Below are 22331 nucleotides of genomic sequence, written 5' to 3' on the forward strand. Positions count from 1 at the left end.
TTGCGCGCCAAGCGCCATCCGACCAACGTGCGCAACTCGGTCAAAATCCGGCCGCGCACAAGGCTCCTTAGTTTTGTAGGTCATAACCAAGCGGCCCGATGACCCCCGATTGCGGCTTTGCGGCAACATGGGGTGTCGCCGAGGCCGGCTGAGGCCGTTGAACGCGGTTGTGCGGATCCTGCGCTCCCCGCCTCGAAGAGGGGGCCGTGTTGATCCGCGGCGCGTCGATCGGGGAAGGCAACTCGCGGCGTTGCGAAATAGGCACGGCCGAGGTCGAGCCCGCTCGCCGGTGGTTCGCCGCCGCTCGATCGGTGGCGGGAACCGGCTGCCCCATGGGTTCCCGGGGCAGGGGGCGCGTCTCGGGGAGGGGTACCATCTCGCCCGCCGCAGGCAAACGCTCGAGCATCGGGGCGCCTCCGTCTTCAATGAAGGCTCCCTCCGTCTCACCCATCATGAAGGGATAACCAATGCCAGCCCCCGCCGACGGCGGATTGCTCTTCGGGCAGCATTGCTGGCAGTGGCCGCAGGGATTGTCCGGACAGCACTGCACTTCGATCTTGTTTTGCAGATAGAACTGGCAGTCGCTCGGCGGGCACGAATTCATGCCCGGACCGCCGCACGGCACCTGCTCGGCGTCCATCGCCGACACGATCTCGGGCGTCACCAGCACGAGCAGTTCGATCTCGTTGATCTCGTCTCGTTTGTGGCTGAAAAGCACGCCGAGGTAGGGGATCTCCCCCAGGAACGGCACCTGGCGGACATTCGCCTCTTCGCGGCTGTACAACAAACCGGCGATGGCCATCGTCTGCCCGGCCCGCATCTCGGCGCCGGTATCGACTTCGCGCACACGCAACGCCGGCACGTTGATGTCTTGCAGACGCACGCTGCGCGTGTTGTCGATTTCGCTCACGCGCGGGCGGATCTCGAGGCGGATATTGCCGTTGCCCAGCACGATCGGCACGAAGTCGAGCTGCGTGCCGTATTTCTTGTATTCGATCGAGATCGTGCCCAGGCTCTGCGGCACGAGGATCGGGAATTCACCACCCACGTTGAAGAAGGCCGGGCGGCCGCTGACCGTGACCAGGTCCGGCTCGGCGAGCAACTTCATCAACTGGTTCTCTCGCAGGGCGTCGAGAAACCCGAAAAACGCGCTATTCGAATCGACGATGCCGAACGAGGCCGTTTGACCCAGGCCAGTGATCGCGCTGCTACCGCTCGAGACCGACTGCAGCAGACCACCGATGCTCGAGGCCGCGAACGACGAGCCGTCGGTCCAGACGAAGTCGAAGCCGAGCGTGCGGAGCTTCGTGCGCGAGACTTCCATCACCTTCACGTGCAGTAGAATCTGGTCGACGCCCCCCACGCGAATGTTGTTAATCACCTTGGGATAAAAGTCTTCCGAAACCTGGATGATGCGGCCGACGTCTTCCGGGTTGTCCACATAGCCCGAGATGACGACGCTGTTCGCCGTGGGGACGACTTTCAGCGCGGCGTTGGGAAACTGCGTCTCGAGCAGCATGGCCAACTCGCGGGCATCGCCAAAGACGATCACGTCGATCGTGTGAATCTGCTGCTGTTCGTCCCACAGGTTGACCTGGGTGACGCCCGCCTTCTTGGCAAACACCTGGATCTGGGTGGGCGAGAGGGGCGTGACCTCGAGCACCTCGGGGTTGTTCACCTGCGCTTGAGGAATCTTCGAGTCCAGCGTGAGGATGCGGCTCGTGTTGACGATCATCTCCAATCGCTCGGGCGCATGCCCCACGTTGAAGAGAATCGCCTGATTCTGCAGGGGTTGCGTCGCGACGGTCTGCTGCGCCAGGGCGCTATGGGCGGCGCACAAGGCGAGCAAGCCAGCCATGGCGCCAAAGACGCGGCGGGCCGTGGCCCGGCTAAGAAAGAGGGCTACCATCCGTGTATTCCTTGCGGCATCCGTTTCGCAGTAGACCGTCCGTGTCAACCATCCGTGGCGGCGCGAAGCAAGCTTCACGCCAAGTGAGCCGCTGAGTTGTCCTCATCCTGAGAACCGCGGCGGCTCGTGGCGAGCGTTATTCACTCTCGCCGTGATTGTCGTTCGACGTCGAGTCTGGTCCATCCATATCGCCGTCGTCCGAGTAGTCATCGCCGTCGTCGGCCGAATCCGAATCCCCGGAATCGGCGTCGTCATGGTCCGAGGAGACCGGGGCCGCCGGCGGATTGGCCGGATCCTGGGTCACCTTCAGTGGCAGTCCGCCCCCCGCGTCAAACTCCACCTGCTCGGCGTTCTCGCCTCGCAGGAGCAACATCTTCCAGCCAGGAGCCGGCGCGGCCGCGGGCTCTTCCTTCGGCTCGGGCTTGCCGTCGAGCAGCGACAGCAGAGAGTCGTCTTTTTGCTTGTCATCGGCGACGAGGCTCTCATCCGCGCGGTTCGACTTCGACGTGCCGAGCAACTCGTCGATCGCGGCTCCACCGGCTTCGGTCGCACCGTCGTCTTCCAGGCTCCGCATCGTGAGGCGAATCGTGCCGATCTCGCTGGCCAGCGTGATCAATTCGGCCTGCTGCGGCGTGACGAGCAGCGAGATCGTCTTAGCCGAGATCGAGGTCTCGTCCTTGTCGCGCGGATCGCGTGTGTACAGGTCGTTCACCGCAAAGACCTTGACGTCTTGCAGCACGGTGCGCGTGGCGGTCTGCGGGATACCCCGCCCCTCGTTGGCCACCATGTGGACGAGCACGTCCACGCGGTCCCCCGGCAGGATCATGCCGCTCGAACTGCTCACGTTGTCGACCTTGACCGAGACGACGCGCATGCCCTTGGGAATGAGGACCGAGCCCCCCTGGGCGCTGGCGCCTTGCGAGAAGAGCTTGGCTTCGAGCACGGGCTCGCCCGCGTAGAGGCGGGTGCGGGTGCGGCGGCCTTCAATCTCTTCGAGCTTGGTCATCGCGCCGGTGGGCACCTTGTCCTTGGGCCAGGCCTCGAGCTTGATGTTCTCGGGCGTGAGCTCTTCTCCCATCCCCACGTCGGACGAAACGACGAAGATCGGCTCGGTCTCGCCGACCGGCGCAACCTCGATCTTGCCGCGATTCGCCAACACCTGATTGATGCCGATCGAGGCGACCAGGCCACAGCCTAGCGCGAGCACCAACAAGATGATCGATTTAGGACGCATGCAGTACTCCCTCGCGGTGTCGCGCGACTTGGCCTGTGGGGGCTTCGTGCCCGACGCCTTGCCGAGGCGGCAATCTTCGTGGTTCGACTCGTGCTTTACTGGGCGCTTTCGCGGCGCATGACCGACTGCGCCGACAATGTCTTTCCGGATAAGAACATTGGCTTTGGAAGCCAAGTCACTTTATTGAAAGGAACCGACACGGTAACCGTCACTGGTTCGCCAAAACCGGCGGAACTAGGCGGATTCGGAGTTACCGTTACCGTCGCATCCTTCACCGACGCTCCGGTCAGGTAACTCTTAACCGCTGTAGTGATTTCACTGGTCGTTGCCCCGTCGAGCACTCCTCGTCGCGCTCCCTCACGCGAGGCGTTCGTAATGACCTGTTGAACCATGAGCATGCGGCCAAACTCGAGCATTCCCAGAATCACGAGGAACAGGATCGGCGCGACGAGCGCAAACTCGACGGCGGCGGCTCCTCGTCGATACTTTCGGCAAATCCGGCAGAGTTTCTCCAGTTTGGCTGGTCGCGGCGTGCCGCCGTTTGTTGCTGGCACTTCGCTGACAGCAGCGCTGACGACGGCCATTGTGGGGGTGAAAGCGTGTGAATTCATAGGAGCATCCCCGTCCAGGCAAAGTAGGCGATGGTCCCGATCGCGATCGGGATGCCATAGGGCAGCAAGAGCATCGAACTTTTTCGCTCGGCGGCGATGGCCGCGAGCTGATTGGGATCGCGGATCGTCATGATCTCGCCCAGGATCATCATGGTTTGATCGCGGTGCTTGCGCCACGCGCGGCGATAGAGCACCATGCCGATGGCAATCATCGCGCCGATGATTGCCGAGAGGCAGAAGGCATAGAACGTGACCGACGCCCAGACCCACGCGCCGACCCCGGCGAGCAGCTTGACGTCCCCCGCGCCCATGCCCCCGATCGAGTACAAGGGCAGCAACAGGGCCAGGCCGACGATCGTGCCGACGAGGCTCCAGCCCAGGCCTTCCCAGCCAAAGGCGATGCCGCTGTAGGCCCAGCCGCTGAACACCATGGGGTAGGTGATCCAGTTGGGGACCTTGAGTGCGTAACCATCGATCACCGCGGCGACGATAAGGGTCACGGTGACGAACCAGACGGGCCAGGTTTCGGCAAGCGTCGCCGCCAGGGTGTGTGTGTCGGTCATGCTTCCATCCGTATGCGGTGAGGAATGGGCCATCTTCGCCCACAACACGCGCTCGGCGTGCGTCGCGAACATGGCTGAGGTTGAATCGTGAACCGGCAAGTCGCGGAAAGAGGTCGCTCGACGACTGGCAGTCGCTCCCTCGTGTCATCGTGCGCTGGCGCGCGAGCGACTACGAACGAGTCGTCACCAGGAAGCCCACCAGCGACAGCACCGACGTGACGAGCAGGAAGATCGTCTCGTAAGCGCCGCTGATCATGTCGATCGGCAGAATGGGATACATCGAGGTTTCTCTCTACGGCTGGTCGGGTGGGCCGGCGTGATCGCGTGACACAACGAATTCGCGCACGCTGCGCAAGCCGGCTCTATCGCAAACATAGGTCGCGGAACGAAGACGCGCCGGCGAACAATCTCCACGCGGTGGCGAATCGCGACGAGCTTCGCGCCGCGCAATAAAAAACCCTTGGGGGCCCGAACGCCGGGCCCCCAAGGGAACGATCCGTGGCGTAATTTGCGACGCACGGCTCGTGACAGGGCGGACAACTAGGTGCCGGAGCCGCCGATCGAGCCGGCCACGTTCTGGAACGTGGTGTTCGCGTTCTGACCGATCTGGTTAATGGCGGCCAAGCAGACGATCACGATCAACGCCAGCATCACGGCGTACTCGACCGCGGTCGGGCCATCTTCCGAAACCAGGAAACGTTGGACTTTCTTGGCGAGCAGACTCATGGTGTTCCTCGGATCTTTCTTTGTGGCGACCCAGTACTCTGGAAGACAAGCTTCACTACTCGATGCGCCATGTTGAAACAAATGTGGGTCCCGGGTGGTACGGCGCCAAATGGGTCTTTGACGTCGGCCTGCCGATGTACCTCCGGAACCCAATGTTACAAACGCGCCTCTCGCCATTCGGCGTGCCTGCGGAAACGACCACTCGCGCGGTCACGGGTCTCGTACCGCCACGCGAACGCGCGACGCCACGATTCCCTTCCCTTCGGCAGCCAGGCTTCCGCACGAACGATGCCGTACGGCCCTTGGCTTTGCGTCCCGGCCTGACGACCGGTTTGCCTTTGTCGAGGACGATGAGGCGGCAGGCCTTGCTCAGGCCTCTCTCACAGTCACGATGTGAAACACGAAACTTCAAGAAAGGACCTGCGGAGCAGATTTGCGTCTGCGTCCGCTGAGACAGTTCGTCGATGCGTTCTGCCTCTGGAGTGAACACTAGGTCAACTTCATCTGCTGTCAAATCGACGAGTTCAAGAAATCTGAGAATTATCTACTCGTAAGGGATATGACAGGCTTGACGCCTCTGGCGCCACGACGATCAACGACTTAGCAGTCCGTTGAAAAACTCAACGGACTGCGACATCGCAGGGATGCGGTGACAAAATAGCGACGTAAGTCGTTATTTTGCGAGCCGTGCGGAGCTTTGCTCCGCACTTGGCGAGGTTGAAAAATGCCCACGAGGGCATTTTTCAACAGGCTGTTAGGGCGATGCCCCCGGCGACGAAGTGTCCCGCGCCGCGCCCGTTGCCATGCGGCCGCGCTCGAGCAGCACCAGAATCGGCCGTCCCGCGTAATCGAGCACCGACGATTCGACCACGTCCTCCCAGCGATCGGCGAGCTCGCGCCGGTGCTGCAGGTGCGCCTCGCTGTCGGCGAAATCGACGTACCAGCGTTCGTCGGATGGCCGGTTGTCATCGGCTTCCCAGACGACCGAGATCTCGCGATCGTCCGACGCGAGATAGGCGAGCGGCCAGTAGTTCCACCACTCGCCGGCGACGATCTGCGCCGGCGCGCCGCTCTGGTGCCGCGTCAGGATCCGATCGAGCACGGCCTGCTTCGGCTCCACGGCCGCCGTGCGGAACGTCTGCTGCGATTCTCCACCGGTCTGGTGCATGAAATGGAAATAGCTGGCGTGGAAATCGGCCAGCATCAGCCAGGCGAGCGCGAGGAGAGCGACCGTGGCAAGTCTTCCCGAGCGGCCCGGTCGCAGCAGCAAAGCGCTGGCCCGCGTAACGAGCAACACCCCCGGCAAGAGCAGGCACAGGCCGTAGCGTTCCCAGTGAGGGCGAATCGCCTCGGGCCCCGCCACCAGCAGAAACCCGCCCGTCGTCGCGAGCCAGCCCGCGAGCAAACCCCAGTCGGCGGCGTCGTTCTTGCGACGCAATTCGAGCCCTACCAGCACGGCGGACCCCGCGAACAAGGCGAGCGTCAGCCCGTCCAGCCAGCCAAAATCGTACGGCCACGCGGGACTGGTGATGGTCTCCGCACCGTGCGACCCGGCGATGTAGCGATAGATCGTGGTCCCTTGAAACAGACGTCCGTAGTTCCGGGCGAATTCGCCTAGACCCGCGGGACTCGTGGCGTCGATGCGGCCGATGCTCAGCACCGTACGACCGAACCAGGAGGCAAACGCCGCCAGCAATACGACGCCGATCGCGGCGAAGCCGGTTTTCCACGGGCCGAATGACCGCACGCGCGCCTGCCACTCGTGCCGGCGCTCGACGAGCGGCACCGCCACCAAGAAGCCCCCCAGGAAGACGTTCGTGGGATGGACCAGGTAGGCGGCGCCATAGCCCACGCAGGCAAGGGCGAACCAACGCCAGCGACGTGCGGGCTCGGCCAGCATCAGCAGGGCGGGATACACAACCAGCGTGCTCGCGGCCAGGGTCTGGCAGGTGTCCCAGGCGAATCGGCTATAGGCGATATCGATCGGTAGTACGGCCAGGATCGAGGTCGAAATCCAGGCAGCGGTATCGCCGAGTAGACGACGGCACAGCAGGTAGTTCAGCACCAGCGCCGTCAGTCCACTGACCACGGCGATCAGGCGCAAGGTCACGAACGAAGGAGGCCAGATGGCGTGAATCGCGACTTGTGGAAAGAAGAAAAATGGGTTCACGACGTTGCCCGTGGGCGTATGCCACACGATCGGCTCACCCTGCAGAAGCCGCACAGCCCTCACCGCGTACTCGGCTTCATCGCCGTTGATGCCCGGCAGGTGTCCCAATTCCCAAACTCGAAACCACAGTGCAGTGCCCAGCAGCGCCACGACGTTCAGCAGCACGAACAGGCGCCAAGCGCGCGGGCTTTGTACGTTGCGCTGCGACGTGGCCGAGCGGTATTCGTCTACCGCTCGAGGGCACGATTCGACCGGAGCGGTGGCAAGCGACATGGAATGCCGGAGGGAAAAGGGAAGGTGGGCGCGGCGGGCAAATCGCGGTGGGAGTTATTCATGCCTGCGCGGCAAATGAACCTGGCGCAGCGTTCGACGAACGGGGGGACGGGCTCCCGTTGGTCCCCCTCGGGTCACCCGTGGCGCAGGCATCAATAAAGCCGCTCACTAAGCTATCTTTTTTGCAGCGGCATGTTGCGCCGACGCGACAAATAGTCGGTCGTAGGGGCCGTGCGGTTTGGCGCGAAGGCAAGACCCGCTTCGCCGTGAGAATCATTCGCTATCTCGGAGTGTTGGGACGTGGCGTGGCTTGATACGATTCTCGATACCCTCGCCCGGCGGCCGGTCTGCGGTTATGTCGTGGGAGGAGAGCCCTTCAGCGAACCGACGGCGCTCGCGGCGCTGGCGCTCGTTGCCCAGGAACGAATCGCGTCCGCGCGTCCCGCCCTCGACTGGCTCGCCGAGTTGCAGACCAGCGAGGGTATGCTCGGGTTGAACCACGACGAGCCGTGGCCGCATTGGCCGACGAGCCTCGCCCTGTTGGCTTGGCTTGCCGCGGGAGACGATGTCCGCTACGGCCAGTCGATTCGTCGAGCCGCCGCCTGGTTGTTGACGATCGAAGGTCAACCGGTGCCAGAGTCGGACGCCATCGGTCACGACGTCACGCTCGTCGGCTGGCCTTGGGTCGAGACGACGCATTCCTGGATGGAGCCGACCGCCTGGACGGTGCTCGCCCTGCGCGCCGCTGGCTCTGCCGATCATCCGCGCGTCCGCGAGGGAACGCGACTGCTCGTCGATCGATTGCTGCCATCCGGCGGCGCGAACTACGGCAACACGTACGTTCTCCATCAGGAATTGCGACCCCAGGTCGCGCCGACCGGCGTGACGATGATGGCGCTGGCGCAGCTTCCGGCGGCGGACGCGCGCGTGAACGCCTCGCTCGACTATCTAACGCATACGCTCGGTCCCCACGAGGCCGCGATTTCGTTGGCCTGGGGGCTACTCGGACTGGCCGCTTTCCGGCGAGTGCCGGAGGCCGCCGGAACGTGGCTTCGCATGAGCGCCGTTCGCACGTTGAGCGGTGGACGCGAGCCGATTCGACTGGCGGCGCTGGCCCTGGCGGCGCCACTGCAAGAGTCCCCCTTGATTCGTCTGCTCGAGCGCACGGAGGCCGCCACATGACGCACGATCTGCTCCCGCCGCCGAGCCCGTCAGCGTCGCAACCGGCCACGTATCCCTGTGGCACGCCGATCGGCACGCCCCCGCTGGATCGCCGCGCGCTGTTGATTTCGGGGGGCACGGCCGTGGCGGGATTGCTCGGCTACACCCTGCTGCGCGGCAACGGGGGCGAGAAGTCCCCCGTGTTCTTGGCACGCCATCAGCGTTACGACGGCCCACTGGCGCAGACGATTCGCGAGGGCTTGCTCGCCGTCGGTTTCGATCCCGCGTCCATTCGTGGCAAGCGCGTGTTGCTGAAGCCCAATCTCGTCGAGCCGAATCGCCACGTGCCGCAGATGACGACGCATCCGGCCATGATCGTCGCCGCGGCCGACGCCTTTCGCGGCTGGGGGGCGTCGGTCGTCGTGGGCGAAGGTTCGGGGCACGTCCGCGATACCGAGGCGATTCTCGGCGAGTCGGGAGTCGGCGAGGCCCTGCGCGACGCGGGGCTCGAGTTCGTCGACCTCAACTACGATGCGATGGGGGCCGTGCCGAATCGGGGCAAAGTCAGCAAGCTGACCGAGCTGCACCTGCCACGCACCCTGCTCGAGGCCCACCTGGTCGTCTCGCTCCCCAAGCTTAAAACCCATCACTGGGTCGGCATCACCGCCTCGCTGAAGAACATGTATGGCGTCTTGCCAGGCATCAAGTATGGCTGGCCGAAGAACGTGCTCCATCACGCGGGCATTCCACAAACCGTGGTCGATATCAACGCCTCGCTGCCTCCCACGATCGGCATCGTCGATGGCATACTCTGCATGGAAGGAGACGGGCCCATCATGGGCACGCCCAAGCCGATGGGGCTCGTCGCCGTCGGGCTCGATCGCGTGGCGCTCGACGCGACGCTCGCACGGATTATGGGGATCGAGCCGGTGAAGCTTACCTATCTGCAGTTGGCCAGTGGCCGGTTGGGCGACATTGCCGATCGTCGGATCGTGCAACGCGGCGAACGTTGGCAGCAACTCGTCTCTCCCTTCCAGATCCTCGACTGGCCCCACTTGCGCGGAATGCGGTCCGACGTGACCGGCGTCCGGGTGACCTGACGGGGGCGTTACGACTTCGGGTTTCGCGAAAGGCTCGATTTTCGCAGCGGCGTCGCCCCTGGCGCCATCGCCGGGCGACCTATGGTTGTAGGTGGCGGAGATTCCGCGCGCCTTTCCCAAACCGCGGCACGATGCAAACGTCCGAACAACAAACCACACGCGAAACGAACGCCGAACGACGCCTGTTCGACGTGGTGCTGGTGGCCTGCGCCCTGCTGCTGGTGGCGCTGGCCTTGCCGTTTGTGCGTGGCGAGGTCTACACGCACGACGATCTCGGGGCGATGCACCTCCCCCTGCGCGCGTTCTATGCCACCTGTCTGGCCCAGGGAGATGCGTTCGATTGGCTGCCACATCTCTACGGTGGGGTGTACCTCACCGGTGAAGGGCAGACCGGTTCTTACCATCCCTTTCATCTGCTGCTTTACCGGTGGCTCCCCTTTGCCGCGGCGTTCGATCTCGAACTGATCTCGAGCTATGTGTGGATGCTCGTCGGAAGCTACTTGTTCCTGGCCCGCCGTCTGCGGCAGCGTGCCGCCGCGCTCTTCGGTGCGCTGCTGTTTACGTTCTCGGGATTCAATCTGCTGCACCTCGCGCACATGAATGGCGTGGCGGTGGTGGCGCATCTGCCGTGGCTGCTGTGGACGACCGATTGGCTTCTCACGGCGCAAAAAGGCTGGCGCGTCGTCGCGGCCGAATCGGCAACAGTCCTCTTGTTCGCCTCGCAATTGCTGCTCGGTTATCCGCAATACGTCTGGTTCAACACGCTCGCGCTCGTGGCCTTTGCCGGCTACCTGGCCTATCTGGGCGAGGTGCGCCGCGGCGCGTGGCGCTGGTGGGCAATCGCTCTCGGCCTGGGCGTGCTTGCCGGAGGCGTGCAACTTCTGCCGAGCTTCGATGCCCTGGAGCACGCCGCGCGCCGCGAAGCCTCGCCCGAATATGCCCACTGGGGATCGCTCGCGCCGGTGAATGTGGTGCAACTCGTGGCGCCGTACCTCACGCGGACGCGTGTCGTCGGGCAAAACACGCACGAGCTGGGGCTTTACGCGGGCGCGGTAACATTCCTACTGGCGCTGTGGCTGGCCGTTTCCTCGCGCTGCCGCCCCGTGGCTCGCTTGTTCGGACGGGCCGCCCTCGGCCTGGCGTGCGTGGCATTGATTTTGGCCATGGGGCAATACGGCCTCGTTTATGAATTGCAGACGATGCTGCCCCTCGTGGGCAGCTTCCGTTTCCCCTGCCGGGCCATTGTGCTCGTTCACTTCGCGCTGGCCGTGGCGGCCGCCGTGGCGTTTGCCGAATTGTGGCGACTTGCCGACCGGCGCGAAGAGATTCCCCGCCGCGAACAGGTGGCTATCTGGAGTGGCACGGCGTTGTCGCTGTTGGCCATCTTGTATGCCTGGCTCGCTTGGGATCACGTTTACCTGGCGTCCCTCCCCTTGATGCTGGCCGGTCCTACGCTTTTTTTCTTCGCCGGCGTGGCGATTTCGCTGCTCTTGCGCCGGGGCCGTCTTGGGGCGCATTTGCTGGTGTGGCTCGCCGCGTTGGATGTGGGTGTGTACGGACTCAGTTATTCTGTCTGGCCGCACGCGGCGACTCTGTCCGACTATGTCGCGGCGCAGGCCACGCCGCCGGGTAAAGCGGGTGATCGCTTTGCCGGCGACCTCGCACGCTACCACGAGGTCACCCTGCGCCTGGGCGATCAGGCGCTGCTCGCCGGCTGGCAGCGCATCGATGGCTATTTGGGGCTCGAGCCGGCGCGTGAGCTCGATTATCGCCAGTTGCCAGCACTGCGTCTGGCCAACGTGCGCTGGGTCGCGCGTAGCGACGCGGCCGAGCAAATCACCGGACTGACGCGGCACGACGCGCAGTGGTTCGAGCTTGCCAACCCCTTGCCGCGCGTGCGTTGCGTGTCGCAGGCCATCGTCGACCGCCACCCGCGTTCGGCGGTGAACGGCGTGGCGCTCGATCGAACGGCGGTCGTTGAAGAACCGCTCGAGCTCGAATCCGGAACGCCCGGCCGTGCCGCACTCGTCGCCGAACGACCGGGCCAGCTCGACCTCAGTGTCGAGGCGCCGGGGCGGCAGTTGCTCGTCATTGCCGAGAGCTTTCATCGTGGTTGGCAGGCGACGATCGACGAGCGACCGGCGCCGGTGCTGCGCACGAATGGCGATTTCATGGGGGTCGTCGTGCCCGCCGGCCGGCACGAAGTGGCCTTGCGTTTTCGTCCTCCCAGTCTGCGTGGTGGTGTCGCGTTGTCGTTGTTGGGACTGATGTTGGCGGGTGGGTTGTATGCGGGCCGCATGATGTGGGTGCGGCGCTCTGGGGAAACCGATCGAAGGATCTCGCGAGATGAAATCGCACGCTGAACTGCCGCGCAAGCCGCGCGACGAGACGCTCGTCAGCCTGGTGCTGCCCGTCTACAACGAGCAAAACGTGCTTGGCGGCCTGCTCGACTCATTGATTCGCGCCGTCACCCCGTGTGGCATGCGCTACGAGATCCTCTTCGTCAACGATGGCTCGCGCGACGACAGTCCGCGGATTCTCGATTGCCTGGCGGCCGAGAACCCCCACGTGCGCGTTCTGCATCTCTCACGCAACTTCGGACATCAGGCGGCCGTCCAAGCGGGATTGGCGCACGCGCAGGGCGATGCCATTATCTTGATGGATGCCGACCTGCAGGATGCCCCCGAGGCGATCGTGCGCTTCGTCGATGCCTGGCTTGCCGGTTACGACGTCGTCTACGCCATTCGCACCGATCGCAAAGAGAGCTTGCCGAAACGCGTGCTCTTCACGGCCTTCTATCGCCTGCTGGCCGCCATCTCGACGACTCGCATGCCGCTCGATGCCGGCAACTTCGGACTGATCGATCGCCGCGTCGCGCGCGAAATCGTCGGCCTGAGCGAGCGCGACCGCTACTATGCCGGTCTGCGGGCGTGGGTCGGCTTTCGGCAGAAGGGTATCGAGGTCGAACGGGGCGCCCGGTACGACGATCAGCCCCGAGTTTCGTTCTGGGGGCTGGTGCGACTGGCCAAAACGGCGATCTTCTCCTTCTCGGCCGCGCCATTGGCGCTGTTCCAGATCATTGGCCTCGTGGCGACGGTGATCTTCCTCGTCTCGGGCATCGTCGGAGCAGGGCAGTGGGGCCTCGCCGACGGTGCCGCCCCGTGGGTCTTGCCGATACTCGGCGCCAGCTTCTTCGCCGCGCTCAACGCGCTGGGGATCGCCATGCTGGGCGAGTATGTCTTGCGAATCTACGATCAAGTGCGCGGCCGGCCGATCTACCTCGTCGATCGTACCGTCAACTTCACCACGCGCGAGGAAGAGCTGGCCGTCGAGAGCCGCTTCCTCGAAGCCGCCGCGGTGATTGCCGCCGCGGAACGCGATACGCTCGTCTGGGACGAACCATACGCGAGCGAGGCGGATTTCGAAGACGATGTCCAGCATCGAGAGCTGCTTGTCCAGGCAGTGAACCTGTTGGCCACGCTCGACCGGCAGCAGACGACCTCGCACGCCGGTTTGCAGCCGGTGGACGAAATACCTCTCGCACGCTGAAATCGGGGCCATGTTCCCCAGCAGTGTTCCAGGCCCGGCGCGTTCCTCTCGCGACGGCACGGGATGGTTGCCCCCGCTGGCCTCTTGCCTCGTCACGCTATAATCGATCGAGGCCGACGTGGCGTGTTCCACTAGCGCGAGGGGATTTCATGGAAAAAGCAATGTTTGGTGCGGGCTGCTTCTGGGGCGTCGAAGAGACGTTTCGCCAGTTGCCCGGCGTCACGGCCACCGCCGTGGGATACTCTGGCGGACGCACGCAGAACCCGACTTACCAGGAGGTTTGCTCCGACACGACGGGGCATGCCGAGGTGGTGGAGATCGAGTTCGATCCCGCGCATATCTCCTACGAGCAATTGCTCGACGTCTTCTGGCAGAATCACGATCCCACGACGCGCAATCGCCAGGGTCCCGACTTCGGCTCACAGTACCGCTCGGCAATTTTTTATCACCACGAGGCGCAGCGCGAGGCGGCCCAACGCTCGAAGGAAAAGCTCGATGCCAGCGGCCGTTTTCCCCGCCGGATCGTGACGGAGATCACCCCCGCCGGGGCGTTCTATCGCGCCGAGGAATACCATCAGCAGTACCTGCAAAAACGTGGGCTGGGTAGCTGCCACGTGCGGTAGCCGTCTCCGATTCGCCCGTTGAACCCCGGACCGCGCGAGCGCGTCGCGGTGCTCGCATGCCCCCGAAGCCTGGTGCCAAGTCGAAGCGACCACCGCAGACGGTGTCGACCGCTGCGCATGTCGTCTCGGCGCGTCGTTGGCTCGCGCCCGGCTGGGTGGTCTTCCTCTGCGCCGCCGGTGCGTATGCGTACTTTCTGCACGCGCTCCCCTTTACGAATGCCGAGACCCGTTGGGCGCTCGTCCGAGCAATCGTCGAGCAGCATTCCCTTTCGATCGATGCCTATCACGCCCCCATCGGCGACAAGGCCCTCATCGACGGTCACTACTACACCGATAAGGCCCCCGGCTCGTCGTTGCTGGGGGTGCCGTTCTATGCGGTGCTGTACTACGCGGGGCGGATCACGGGGATGACGTTGTCGGACGCCGCGGAGCGCGAGATCGTGCGCTATTTCGTGGTTTCCTTGCCCGCCGCAGGCTTGGCCTGGCTTTTGTTTCACGCCGTTCGCGTCGCGGGGTGCCCGACCTTCTGGGCGGGCGTGCTGGCGCTGGCCTATGCGCTGGGCACCCCGGCGTTCCCCTACTCGACGCTCTACTACGGACATTCGCCGGCAGCGCTGTGCGTGTTTGCCGCGTTCTATCTGATAGCGATGCCACGGGGGAGAATCGACGAACCGGTCGCGTCACCGACAACATCACAGGCTTGGCTGGCAGGTTTGCTCGCAGGGCTGGCCATCCTGATCGAGCACCCCATCGTCGTGCTGGTGGCGCCGCTGGGGCTGTATGTCTTGTTCGCGGTCCGACCCTTCTCGCGGACGATCTTGTTTGGCGCCGCCATCGTGCCGGGCGTGCTCATCACGCTGGCGTACAACGGGGCCATCACGGGCGATCCCCTCACCTTCCCCTACAAGTTCGAAGCGACCGAGGCGTATCGGGCCGAAATGGCCGCCGGTCTCTACAGTGTCACGCATCCCAAGATCACGGCGCTGTGGGATCTGACGTTCTCGCTCTCGCGCGGCATCTTTGTGTATTCCCCCTTCCTGCTCTTCGCGGTGGCCGGTGTCTACCTGGCGGCTCGCTGCGCCCCGCGGCTGCGGCCGGTGCTACTGGCGGGCACGATCGGCGCGGTGATGATCGTGTTCAACGCGTCGATCGATTCGCCCTGGGGAGGCTGGTCGTGCGGACCGCGGTACTTGATTCCCGGGCTGCCCTTTCTCGCCTTTGCCTGTTACGTCCCCTTGTTGCCAACACGCGGCTGGTGGTGGCGCCCCCTGTTTGCTGGTTTGGTGTTTGTGTCGGTTGCCCGGTTCCTCTGGGCCACGAGCGTCACGCCCCATCTGCCCGAGGCGATTGAGAATCCCGTCACGGAATTCTGGTGGCCGCTTGCGCAGGCCGGCGTGACAACCCCCAGCTTCGGCACATGGCTTGGTCTCGCGAGCGCCTGGTCGCTGCTGCCGCTCGTCGCCTGGATCGGTCTGGCGATCCTTCTGCTCGCTCGTGCGCGCGAAACCGCAGCGCCGACGCACGTGGCGATGTCGTGGCAGGGGGTCGGCGTCGCACTCGCCGCGATCGCCGGTTTCGCGCTGCTGAGCCTCTGGCCGACGGAGGAGTCGATCATGAAGTACACTGTGCGCGCGGTGACCTTTCAGATGAACGGCGCACCGGAGGAGGCGCAACGAGATTACACGCGTTTGCTAGAGCTGTACCAGGGCGAGGAAGAGCATCGCCGCAACGCGCTCGAGGCCCACGTGCGGCTGGGAGAGCACGCCCGCAGCGCCGGCGACTTTCAGGTGGCCGAGGAGCATTACCGCGCGGGAATCGCGCTCGTGCCGCAGTTTCCGAATCCACGTTTCGCGCTGGCGATTGTGCTCGAAGCACAACAGCGTCCGCTGGAGGCGGTCGAAAGCTATCGCGCCGCCTACGAGCTCGATCCGCGCCGTGTCGATATCGGCCAACGCCTGGCATGGCTTTTGGCCACGCATCCCGACGCGGAGGTGCGCGAGGGGGCCGAGGCGCTCGAGGTGGCCCAGGCCCTCTGTGCCGCCACACAGCAGTCCGATCCGCGCCTGTTGGATGCACTCGCCGCCGCGCTGGCCGAGACGGGGGACTACGCCGGCGCAATCACCCAGGCGGGGCTGGCCATTCGATTGGCCAACCAACGGGGCGACGTCAACCTGGCCCGCGCCATCCACGCCCGCCGGCAACTCTACGAGCGGGGGCAGCCCTATCACGGCGGATAAGTTCGCCCCATTCGCCCGGCGATTCGCGAATTGACACCCCACCAGTGGTCTGCTAGTCTCCCAGGTGCCGTGCGTTGGTGGTCGGTTGCTTCCGTTTGGGGAAGGCCGACGAACAGGGAACTCCGGTGCAATTCCGGGACGGCCCCGCCGCTGTAATCGAGCAACGGGAGCGGATCCTTCTTCACGCCATTGTCGCGTTTTGCGGCGAGAAGGCCTGATCCGCTCTGGCTCGCAGTCAGAAGACCTACCAACGCGAAACCGATTGTGTCGTCTGCGAGGGACAGACGCCCCGGAGTGTGACGGTTTGCCCGCCTCATCATAGGTTGGCATCCCGGTTCGCGTTCGGTAGGAGTCCGCTAATCCAGCGAGCCTTGGGCCATTGTGCCGTGTGCGCGTCTGCTGGTTTGTATTGCGCGCTGTCACCAATATTCTGACAGCCGCACGAGTCGTGCAGGACGCAGCACAGGGTGAATGGTCGCCTGCTCGCGGAACGAACCCGCTCGATGCCACGACCTCAAGACACCCTGCTTTCCCGATCGTTCCGGCCTGTCCCGGCGGCCTCCGGCCGTGCCGGCATGCCGGCGGTCATGCTATGCAGGCTCCGTCGACAAAGAGTGGCGTTCACGCTCGTCGAACTCCTCGTGTCGGTGGCGATGATCGGCATCATGATCGGGCTCTTGCTGCCGGCGGTACAAGCGGCGCGCGAGGCAGGTCGACAAGCAAAGTGCCGTTCGAACCTGCGCCAGCTCGGCATCGCCCTGCACAGCTACCACGATAGCTTCGGCTACTTTCCCACCGGCTGCACGGAACGCGGGCGCAAGCAACTCGCCTGGTCGGTATTCATCCTCCCCTATATCGAGCAGGAGAACGTGTGGCGACTCATCGACGTGAATCGTCCCTACACGAGCGCCGCCAATCGTGAAGCCACGACACGCATCATCCCCACGTACCTTTGTCCCAGCACGGCCCGGCTCGAATACGACCGCGTGGGCTATACGACCGGCGATCGGAACAACAATGGCCGCCAGGACCCGGGCGAGTTCATGGGCGTGACCGACTATGGCGGCATCTACGGCGCGGCCATGCCGGGTATCACCACCCTGGGCAATGGCGTCATGCTCTACGACAAGGCCATCAAAATCGTCGATATCTGCGACGGCACGAGCCAGACGGTCGTCGTGGCCGAAAACACGGGGCGCGGTTGGGCGCACGACGGCGAATGGGCCAACGGCGAGAACATCTTCGACCAGTACGGCCGCATCAACGACCCCGACAATCGCGATTTGAACGAGATGTGGAGCGATCACCCCGGCGGCGTGCAGACGCTGTTCTGCGACGGTAGCGTGCATTTTCTCCGCGATGAGATGGATCTTAAGACCCTCGAAGCCATTTGCACGCGCAACGGTCGCGACGTGCTCACGCAAGTAATTCCCTAATTCTCTCCTCGCCGCATTCAGGTTGCCGCTAATGTATCTCTCACACGACGCGTAGCACGCTGCACGTGTCGTGTTCCTCGCGCAGGCGCTAGGGAAGGCGGTGAAAAGCCGCCGCGGACGCGCCGCCGTGATGGGCCTTCGGAATCGTCGCCCGATTTCGATCGTTCTCCGTTGGGTGCCACTGCCAGCCCTCGATCGGTGTGGTGGGAAGGCGACGCGAGAATTGTGCCCTCAGCCGGAAGACCTGCCTCGCGCGAGGCTCCTTGCGAACGAAGTCGATCGCGTCTGCCCGACGCCCTCGCGCTTCGTTCCCCCCACTCGTTGATGGTGCTGCTCCGGCGGTGCCATCGTTTATTCCAGTAGCTCGTACGCATCCCGCGCGAATCGGGAAGAAAGGTCTTCAAGATGTTTCGCTGTCAAAGTCTTCGTGCTCTGTCGTGGGCCCCGGTGCTGATCTTCGCCGTGGCGGCGAGCTGCGGCGTCCAGCACGCCTGGGCCGCCAGTTTTGCTTCGCAGGTGTTGTCCTACTCTCCTGGCACGACATCGAATCCCAGTTACAACGATCCCACCTCCGCGCTCGGGTCGCCAGAACGCTTCTCGGGCGAAGGCGGGCCCTTCCCCTCGGTGGTCAGCCCGTTCAGCCCGCCGTTCCTTACCAACGAACTGGTGTCGATCGGCGAAGGGGGGCATCTCACGCTGCGTTTGCAGAACTTTGCCTTGCCGCAGGCAGGCGGCCCGGAGATTGGCGTCTTCTCCAATGTCGGCATTGCCGACGACAACTATCCGAACGGCCAGGCCGGCACCCCCCCCTTCATCTTCGGCGGAGGCGTAGCGCACGTCGAAGTGAGCGAGGACGGCATCGCCTGGGTACCGCTCGGCCTCCACACGTTCAACGTGCCGACGAACGGCTATCTCGACGCGGGCCCCTTCGACGGCACGCCGGGATCGGTCTTCTCCGACTTCGGCAAGCCGTTCACGGGCACGCTCTCGAGCTTCGCCGGACTGCCCTACTCGAGCCTCTCGGACTTCGACATCCTCGATCTGCTCGACGGATCGGGGGGAGGCACGTGGATCGACATCTCGGGCTCGGGCCTATCGCAAGTGGGCTTCGTGCGGTTCAGCGTGGCGGACGATGGCGATCCATTCACCTCCCTCAAGTTCGAGCTCGACGCCCTCTCGCTGGCTGACGTGGCGGTGGGAGCAGCCGTGCCCGAACCCTCCTCGGTCGCTCTGGCCGTGACGGGGGGCATCGGTTTGGGCGTGGGGGGCTGGCTGCGGCGGAAGCGTCACAACCAGCAGCAGAGGAAGGGCACGACCAAGGGAGCCGTCGCTGCGGCGGCGCTCGTGGTGGTATTGCTCTTCGCCTCGAGTGCCAACTCTGCGAGCGCGGCTACGCTGCTGCTCGAAAACTTCGCCGATGATCCCGTCTTGGGCGGACGTGCCACCCTGAGCGGTAGTGCGAGCCGTTTCAGCTTTGCACCCGGCAGCGCGACGGCGCATTACGACTCCTTCGCCCCGACCGCCAAACTTTCGTTTCCCCTGGGCAAGACACTCACTCAGGCGGACGATTTCAGCTTTACCGTCGACTTTCGTCTTCTGAGTGCCGGCTACGTGGCGAACCAGAATGTCGGCGCGCAGATCGCCTTTGGACTCACCAATGCGCTCACCACCGGCAACGACCGTGCCGGTGGCACGACACACGATGCCTTCGACGTCGTCACGTTCGATTACTACGCGAATGTCTCCCCCCAATTCGGCGGCCCGTCGCTCGGGCCTAGCGTCGTGCAGAGCGACAACGGCGGCAGCTTCTTCTCGCGCATCGTCTTTCCCTTCGGTCCAGAGACGTCGATCGATACGATCGAAGGCGAACCCATGCTGCCCTTCGACAGCCTGCTACGCGCCTTTGTCGGATACCAGGCCGCCACGCGCACGCTGACCCTCACCGTCGGCGAGGCGGGCTCCCCCCTCGAAATCAACTTGCTCGGCGTCTCGCTCTTGCCGGGGGGCTTCGACGGCGACGTCACCACGATTCAAAACATCCTTCCGCCAAGCGTTCTGTTCTCCGTCGACCAATTCTCGATCGCGCAGTGGCAAGAGACCTTCGGCTTCGGGCTAATCGACGCCGATGTGGTCTTCGAGGGCATTCACGTCGTCGATGCCAGTGTTCCCGAGCCTAGCACTTGGGCCATTGCGTCTCTCGGTGGCGTGCTAGGAATAGCCGTCGGCCTGCGACGCCGACAGCAATGGCACGGCTGATTCTGGGCTTTGTGCTGCACAATCTCTCGTAGGTCAGGTACGCCGTACCTGACAATCAATCGAGTTGGCCACGTCGAAAGCGGTCAGGTACGCGAGTACCTACAAAGTTTGGCGTGGCTGACAGCCGGTGCCATATCTGCGAGAATCATTCTGGTTCACCCTTCGTGAGCAAGGACTCTCCGCCTCCAGGATCGCACCGCCGTGTCTTCTGCTGCCGAACATAATGCCCGCGCTTGGGACGAGCTGGTGCGCCGCGGTGGACGTCACACGTTGCCGGTCAGCGATGCCGACTTGGCGAATCCCCTGGCTTCGCTCGATTCATGCGGCTGGCTGAGCGAGGGGGTCGCCGGACGCCGCGTGCTCTGTCTCGGGGCGGGGGGTGGTCGACAAAGCGCTCTGTTTGCCGCTGCCGGAGCGGACGTGACCGTCGTCGATATCAGCGCCGCCATGCTCGCACTCGATCGCGAGGTGGCCACTCGACGCGGCCTCGCGCTACGCACGGTCGAGACCTCGATGGACGATCTGTCGATGCTCGCCGAGGCGTCGTTCGACCTCGTCTGGCAGCCGGTGAGCACGTGCTATGTGCCCGACGTGCTGGCCGTATATCGGCAAGTGGCGTGCGTCGTGACGAGAGGCGGTCTCTACGTGAGCCAGCACAAGCAGCCGGCCTCGCTGCAGGCCGAGACCCACTCGTCGCTCGAGGGGGTCCGCCTCGCCGAACCCTATTACCGCAGCGGGCCCTTGCCCCCCGCCGGAAACACGCTCCACCGCGAACGTGGGACGCTCGAGTACCTGCACCGTTGGGAAGATCTCGTGGGTGGCCTCTGCCGCGCCGGCTTCGTTCTGGAAGATCTCATCGAACCCTTTCACGGCCAGGACAGCACGCCGGGAAGTTTCGCTCATCGTTCGCAGTACGTGCCGCCGTATGTACGCTTGAAGGCACGACGCGTCGACCGCGGCGATGCAGCGCCCACGACACCGCCACGACTCTGGACCCGATAACGCCTAGTGAGACTCGCGATGCCCCACCGAATCGTCCGGTATGTGATGCACGGCGCGCTATTGATCCTGGCTTGCCTGGCCCCGATGAGCCTGGATCGCGCCGCGGCGGCCGAGCCCGCAGTGGTCAAGTCAACGTCCCCCGATAGCCTGCCACGCCTCGGGACCTTCCGCGAAGATATTACGCCTCCGCTGGGCAGCCCTCTCTGCGCGGGCTCGGTCAAGCCGCTCGTGGGGGTCGACGATCCACTCTGGGCCAAGGGTATCGTGCTCGACGATGGCCAGCATCGCTACGTGCTCTGCGCGCTCGATTGGTGCGAGGTGCGAAACCTCTCGCACGACCAGATGCGCACGAAGCTCGCCGCGGCGGCAGGCACCGAACCGCGCTACGTCGCCGTGCAGTGCCTGCACCAGCACAACGCGCCCATCGTCGACAGCGCGGCGCAACATCTGCTCGATGCGCACCCGAACCCTCCTGCGCTGTGCGATGTCCCCTGGTTCGACAGCATGCTCGACCGGCTCGCGGCCCGCGTCCGAGAGGCGACCGTCAGGCTCGAGCCATTCGATGCGATTAGCACCGGCACGGCCAAGGTCGAACGCATCGCCTCCTCGCGCCGCCTGGCGAAGCCTGGCGAGGCGATGCGCGTGCGTTTCAGTTCCACCACCGACAAGAGCCTGCAAGAGTGGCCCGAAGGGCTGATCGACCCCCTGTTGCGCACCGTGACCTTCTCGCGTGGCGAGAAACCACTGGTGCGGTTGCACTATTATGCCTCACACCCGCAGACGTATTACGGAGATGGCCGCGCCTGTACCGATTTTCCGGGCATGGCCCGCGAACGCCTCGAACGCGAGGATCGTGCCTTCCAGGTGTACTTCACGGGCTGCGGTGGCAATGTCGCGGCGGGCAAGTACAACGATGGCACGCCCTTGGCTCGCGTGCAGTTGGCCGACCGCATGTACCAGGCCATGCAGGCCTCGATTGCAGCCAGCCGGCCACAACCCTTGGCGCCGCGGTGGCAATGGCGTACCGCCGAACTGAGGATGAAGCCGCGCAACGACGGCGGCAACTATCCCGAGCAGAATCGCGCCACGGTCGAGAATGGCGAAGCCGACGCTCGGGCCCGCTTGGGCGCCGCGCTGAGCCTGGCCTATCGGCAGCGGGCCGAGCAGCCCATCGAGGTCAGCTCGCTCGAGATCGGCAACGTCTGGCTCGTGCATCTGCCGGGCGAGCCCTTTGTCGAGTATCAACTCGACGCGCAAAAGCTTCGTCCGGATGATTTCGTCTGCGTCGCGGGTTACGGCGACGGTGGGCCGGGATACCTGTGCCTCGAGCGTTCCTATGCCGAGGGAGGGTACGAGCCGACGGCCTCGCTCGTGGTGCCCGAGTCGGAGAAAGAGATGCGCCGTGCGATTTCGCAGCTACTCGGCATCGAATAACATGACGACACCCGTCGCGGCGTCTGGCAGGAATTTTGGAAGGAGAG

Annotated in this window: 16 protein-coding genes and 3 riboswitches; of the genes, 10 read left to right on the forward strand and 6 right to left on the reverse strand. The window is 64.4% G+C overall.

Annotation, left to right across the window (positions count from 1 at the left end; all coding sequences use genetic code 11):
• Nucleotides 1–67: 67 nt before the first annotated feature.
• The 6 genes from KF708_03885 to KF708_03910 form a co-directional block, all read right to left on the reverse strand.
• On the reverse strand, nt 68–1909 hold the full coding sequence (locus KF708_03885) for a pilus assembly protein N-terminal domain-containing protein (protein ID MBX3411834.1): 1842 nt from the start codon (nt 1907–1909) through the stop codon (nt 68–70).
• A gap of 136 nt (nt 1910–2045) precedes the next feature.
• Complete coding sequence (cpaB, locus tag KF708_03890) at nt 2046–3143, reverse strand: Flp pilus assembly protein CpaB (protein MBX3411835.1); 1098 nt, start codon at nt 3141–3143, stop codon at nt 2046–2048.
• Between the two features lie 95 nt (nt 3144–3238).
• Entirely contained in the window at nt 3239–3727 is a 489-nt protein-coding gene (locus tag KF708_03895; protein ID MBX3411836.1) for a pilus assembly protein, read from the reverse strand.
• A 23-nt stretch (nt 3728–3750) separates the two neighbouring features.
• Nucleotides 3751–4317, reverse strand: a complete 567-nt coding sequence (locus KF708_03900; GenBank protein MBX3411837.1) for a prepilin peptidase — start codon at nt 4315–4317, stop codon at nt 3751–3753.
• A gap of 540 nt (nt 4318–4857) precedes the next feature.
• Nucleotides 4858–5043 (reverse strand): Flp family type IVb pilin, encoded by a 186-nt coding sequence (locus KF708_03905; GenBank protein ID MBX3411838.1) that lies wholly within the window; start codon nt 5041–5043, stop codon nt 4858–4860.
• A gap of 261 nt (nt 5044–5304) precedes the next feature.
• Nucleotides 5305–5390, reverse strand: a riboswitch (cyclic di-GMP riboswitch).
• Nucleotides 5391–5797: 407 nt separating this feature from the next.
• Entirely contained in the window at nt 5798–7486 is a 1689-nt protein-coding gene (locus KF708_03910) for a glycosyltransferase family 39 protein (GenBank protein ID MBX3411839.1), read from the reverse strand.
• Nucleotides 7487–7786: 300 nt separating this feature from the next.
• On the opposite strand from KF708_03910, the gene KF708_03915 reads away from it, so the two are divergent.
• From KF708_03915 to KF708_03960, 10 genes are all read left to right on the forward strand, one after another.
• On the forward strand, nt 7787–8668 hold the full coding sequence (locus KF708_03915) for a hypothetical protein (GenBank protein MBX3411840.1): 882 nt from the start codon (nt 7787–7789) through the stop codon (nt 8666–8668).
• Nucleotides 8665–9747 carry a DUF362 domain-containing protein gene (locus KF708_03920; GenBank protein MBX3411841.1) on the forward strand — a complete coding sequence of 361 codons (1083 nt, stop codon included), beginning with the start codon at nt 8665–8667 and terminating at the stop codon, nt 9745–9747. Before KF708_03915 ends, KF708_03920 begins: the two co-directional genes overlap by 4 nt.
• Nucleotides 9748–9878: 131 nt before the next feature.
• A complete protein-coding gene (locus KF708_03925) occupies nt 9879–12110 on the forward strand; it encodes a YfhO family protein (protein ID MBX3411842.1) in 2232 nt (743 codons plus the stop codon).
• A complete protein-coding gene (locus KF708_03930) occupies nt 12094–13296 on the forward strand; it encodes a glycosyltransferase (protein ID MBX3411843.1) in 1203 nt (400 codons plus the stop codon). The genes KF708_03925 and KF708_03930 overlap by 17 nt, the downstream gene beginning before the upstream one ends.
• Nucleotides 13297–13445: 149 nt before the next feature.
• Nucleotides 13446–13919, forward strand: a complete 474-nt coding sequence (msrA, locus tag KF708_03935; GenBank protein ID MBX3411844.1) for a peptide-methionine (S)-S-oxide reductase MsrA — start codon at nt 13446–13448, stop codon at nt 13917–13919.
• Between the two features lie 56 nt (nt 13920–13975).
• Complete coding sequence (locus KF708_03940) at nt 13976–16156, forward strand: hypothetical protein (protein ID MBX3411845.1); 2181 nt, start codon at nt 13976–13978, stop codon at nt 16154–16156.
• Between the two features lie 58 nt (nt 16157–16214).
• A riboswitch (cobalamin riboswitch) is annotated at nt 16215–16423 on the forward strand.
• A gap of 347 nt (nt 16424–16770) precedes the next feature.
• Entirely contained in the window at nt 16771–17592 is an 822-nt protein-coding gene (locus tag KF708_03945) for a DUF1559 domain-containing protein (protein ID MBX3411846.1), read from the forward strand.
• 54 nt (nt 17593–17646) lie between these two features.
• Nucleotides 17647–17859, forward strand: a riboswitch (cobalamin riboswitch).
• A 138-nt stretch (nt 17860–17997) separates the two neighbouring features.
• Nucleotides 17998–19848, forward strand: a complete 1851-nt coding sequence (locus KF708_03950) for a PEP-CTERM sorting domain-containing protein (GenBank protein MBX3411847.1) — start codon at nt 17998–18000, stop codon at nt 19846–19848.
• Between the two features lie 201 nt (nt 19849–20049).
• A complete protein-coding gene (locus KF708_03955) occupies nt 20050–20850 on the forward strand; it encodes a class I SAM-dependent methyltransferase (protein MBX3411848.1) in 801 nt (266 codons plus the stop codon).
• 18 nt (nt 20851–20868) lie between these two features.
• Nucleotides 20869–22284 carry a hypothetical protein gene (locus KF708_03960; GenBank protein MBX3411849.1) on the forward strand — a complete coding sequence of 472 codons (1416 nt, stop codon included), beginning with the start codon at nt 20869–20871 and terminating at the stop codon, nt 22282–22284.
• Nucleotides 22285–22331: the final 47 nt, after the last annotated feature.

The organism is Pirellulales bacterium (assembly GCA_019636335.1).
Lineage (GTDB): Bacteria > Planctomycetota > Planctomycetia > Pirellulales > JAEUIK01 > JAHBXR01.

Excerpts from the sequence above, each read along its gene's own strand:
- KF708_03950 (MBX3411847.1), top strand. The coding sequence starts at position 17,998 with ATGTTTCGCTGTCAAAGTCTTCGTGCTCTGTCGTGGGCCCCGGTGCTG.
- KF708_03920 (MBX3411841.1), top strand. The coding sequence starts at position 8,665 with ATGACGCACGATCTGCTCCCGCCGCCGAGCCCGTCAGCGTCGCAACCG.
- KF708_03960 (MBX3411849.1), top strand. The coding sequence starts at position 20,869 with ATGCCCCACCGAATCGTCCGGTATGTGATGCACGGCGCGCTATTGATC.
- cpaB (MBX3411835.1), bottom strand. The coding sequence starts at position 3,143 with ATGCGTCCTAAATCGATCATCTTGTTGGTGCTCGCGCTAGGCTGTGGC.
- msrA (MBX3411844.1), top strand. The coding sequence starts at position 13,446 with ATGGAAAAAGCAATGTTTGGTGCGGGCTGCTTCTGGGGCGTCGAAGAG.
- KF708_03910 (MBX3411839.1), bottom strand. The coding sequence starts at position 7,486 with ATGTCGCTTGCCACCGCTCCGGTCGAATCGTGCCCTCGAGCGGTAGAC.
- KF708_03900 (MBX3411837.1), bottom strand. The coding sequence starts at position 4,317 with ATGACCGACACACACACCCTGGCGGCGACGCTTGCCGAAACCTGGCCC.
- KF708_03885 (MBX3411834.1), bottom strand. The coding sequence starts at position 1,909 with ATGGTAGCCCTCTTTCTTAGCCGGGCCACGGCCCGCCGCGTCTTTGGC.
- KF708_03940 (MBX3411845.1), top strand. The coding sequence starts at position 13,976 with ATGCCCCCGAAGCCTGGTGCCAAGTCGAAGCGACCACCGCAGACGGTG.
- KF708_03925 (MBX3411842.1), top strand. The coding sequence starts at position 9,879 with ATGCAAACGTCCGAACAACAAACCACACGCGAAACGAACGCCGAACGA.
- KF708_03905 (MBX3411838.1), bottom strand. The coding sequence starts at position 5,043 with ATGAGTCTGCTCGCCAAGAAAGTCCAACGTTTCCTGGTTTCGGAAGAT.
- KF708_03930 (MBX3411843.1), top strand. The coding sequence starts at position 12,094 with ATGAAATCGCACGCTGAACTGCCGCGCAAGCCGCGCGACGAGACGCTC.
- KF708_03895 (MBX3411836.1), bottom strand. The coding sequence starts at position 3,727 with ATGGCCGTCGTCAGCGCTGCTGTCAGCGAAGTGCCAGCAACAAACGGC.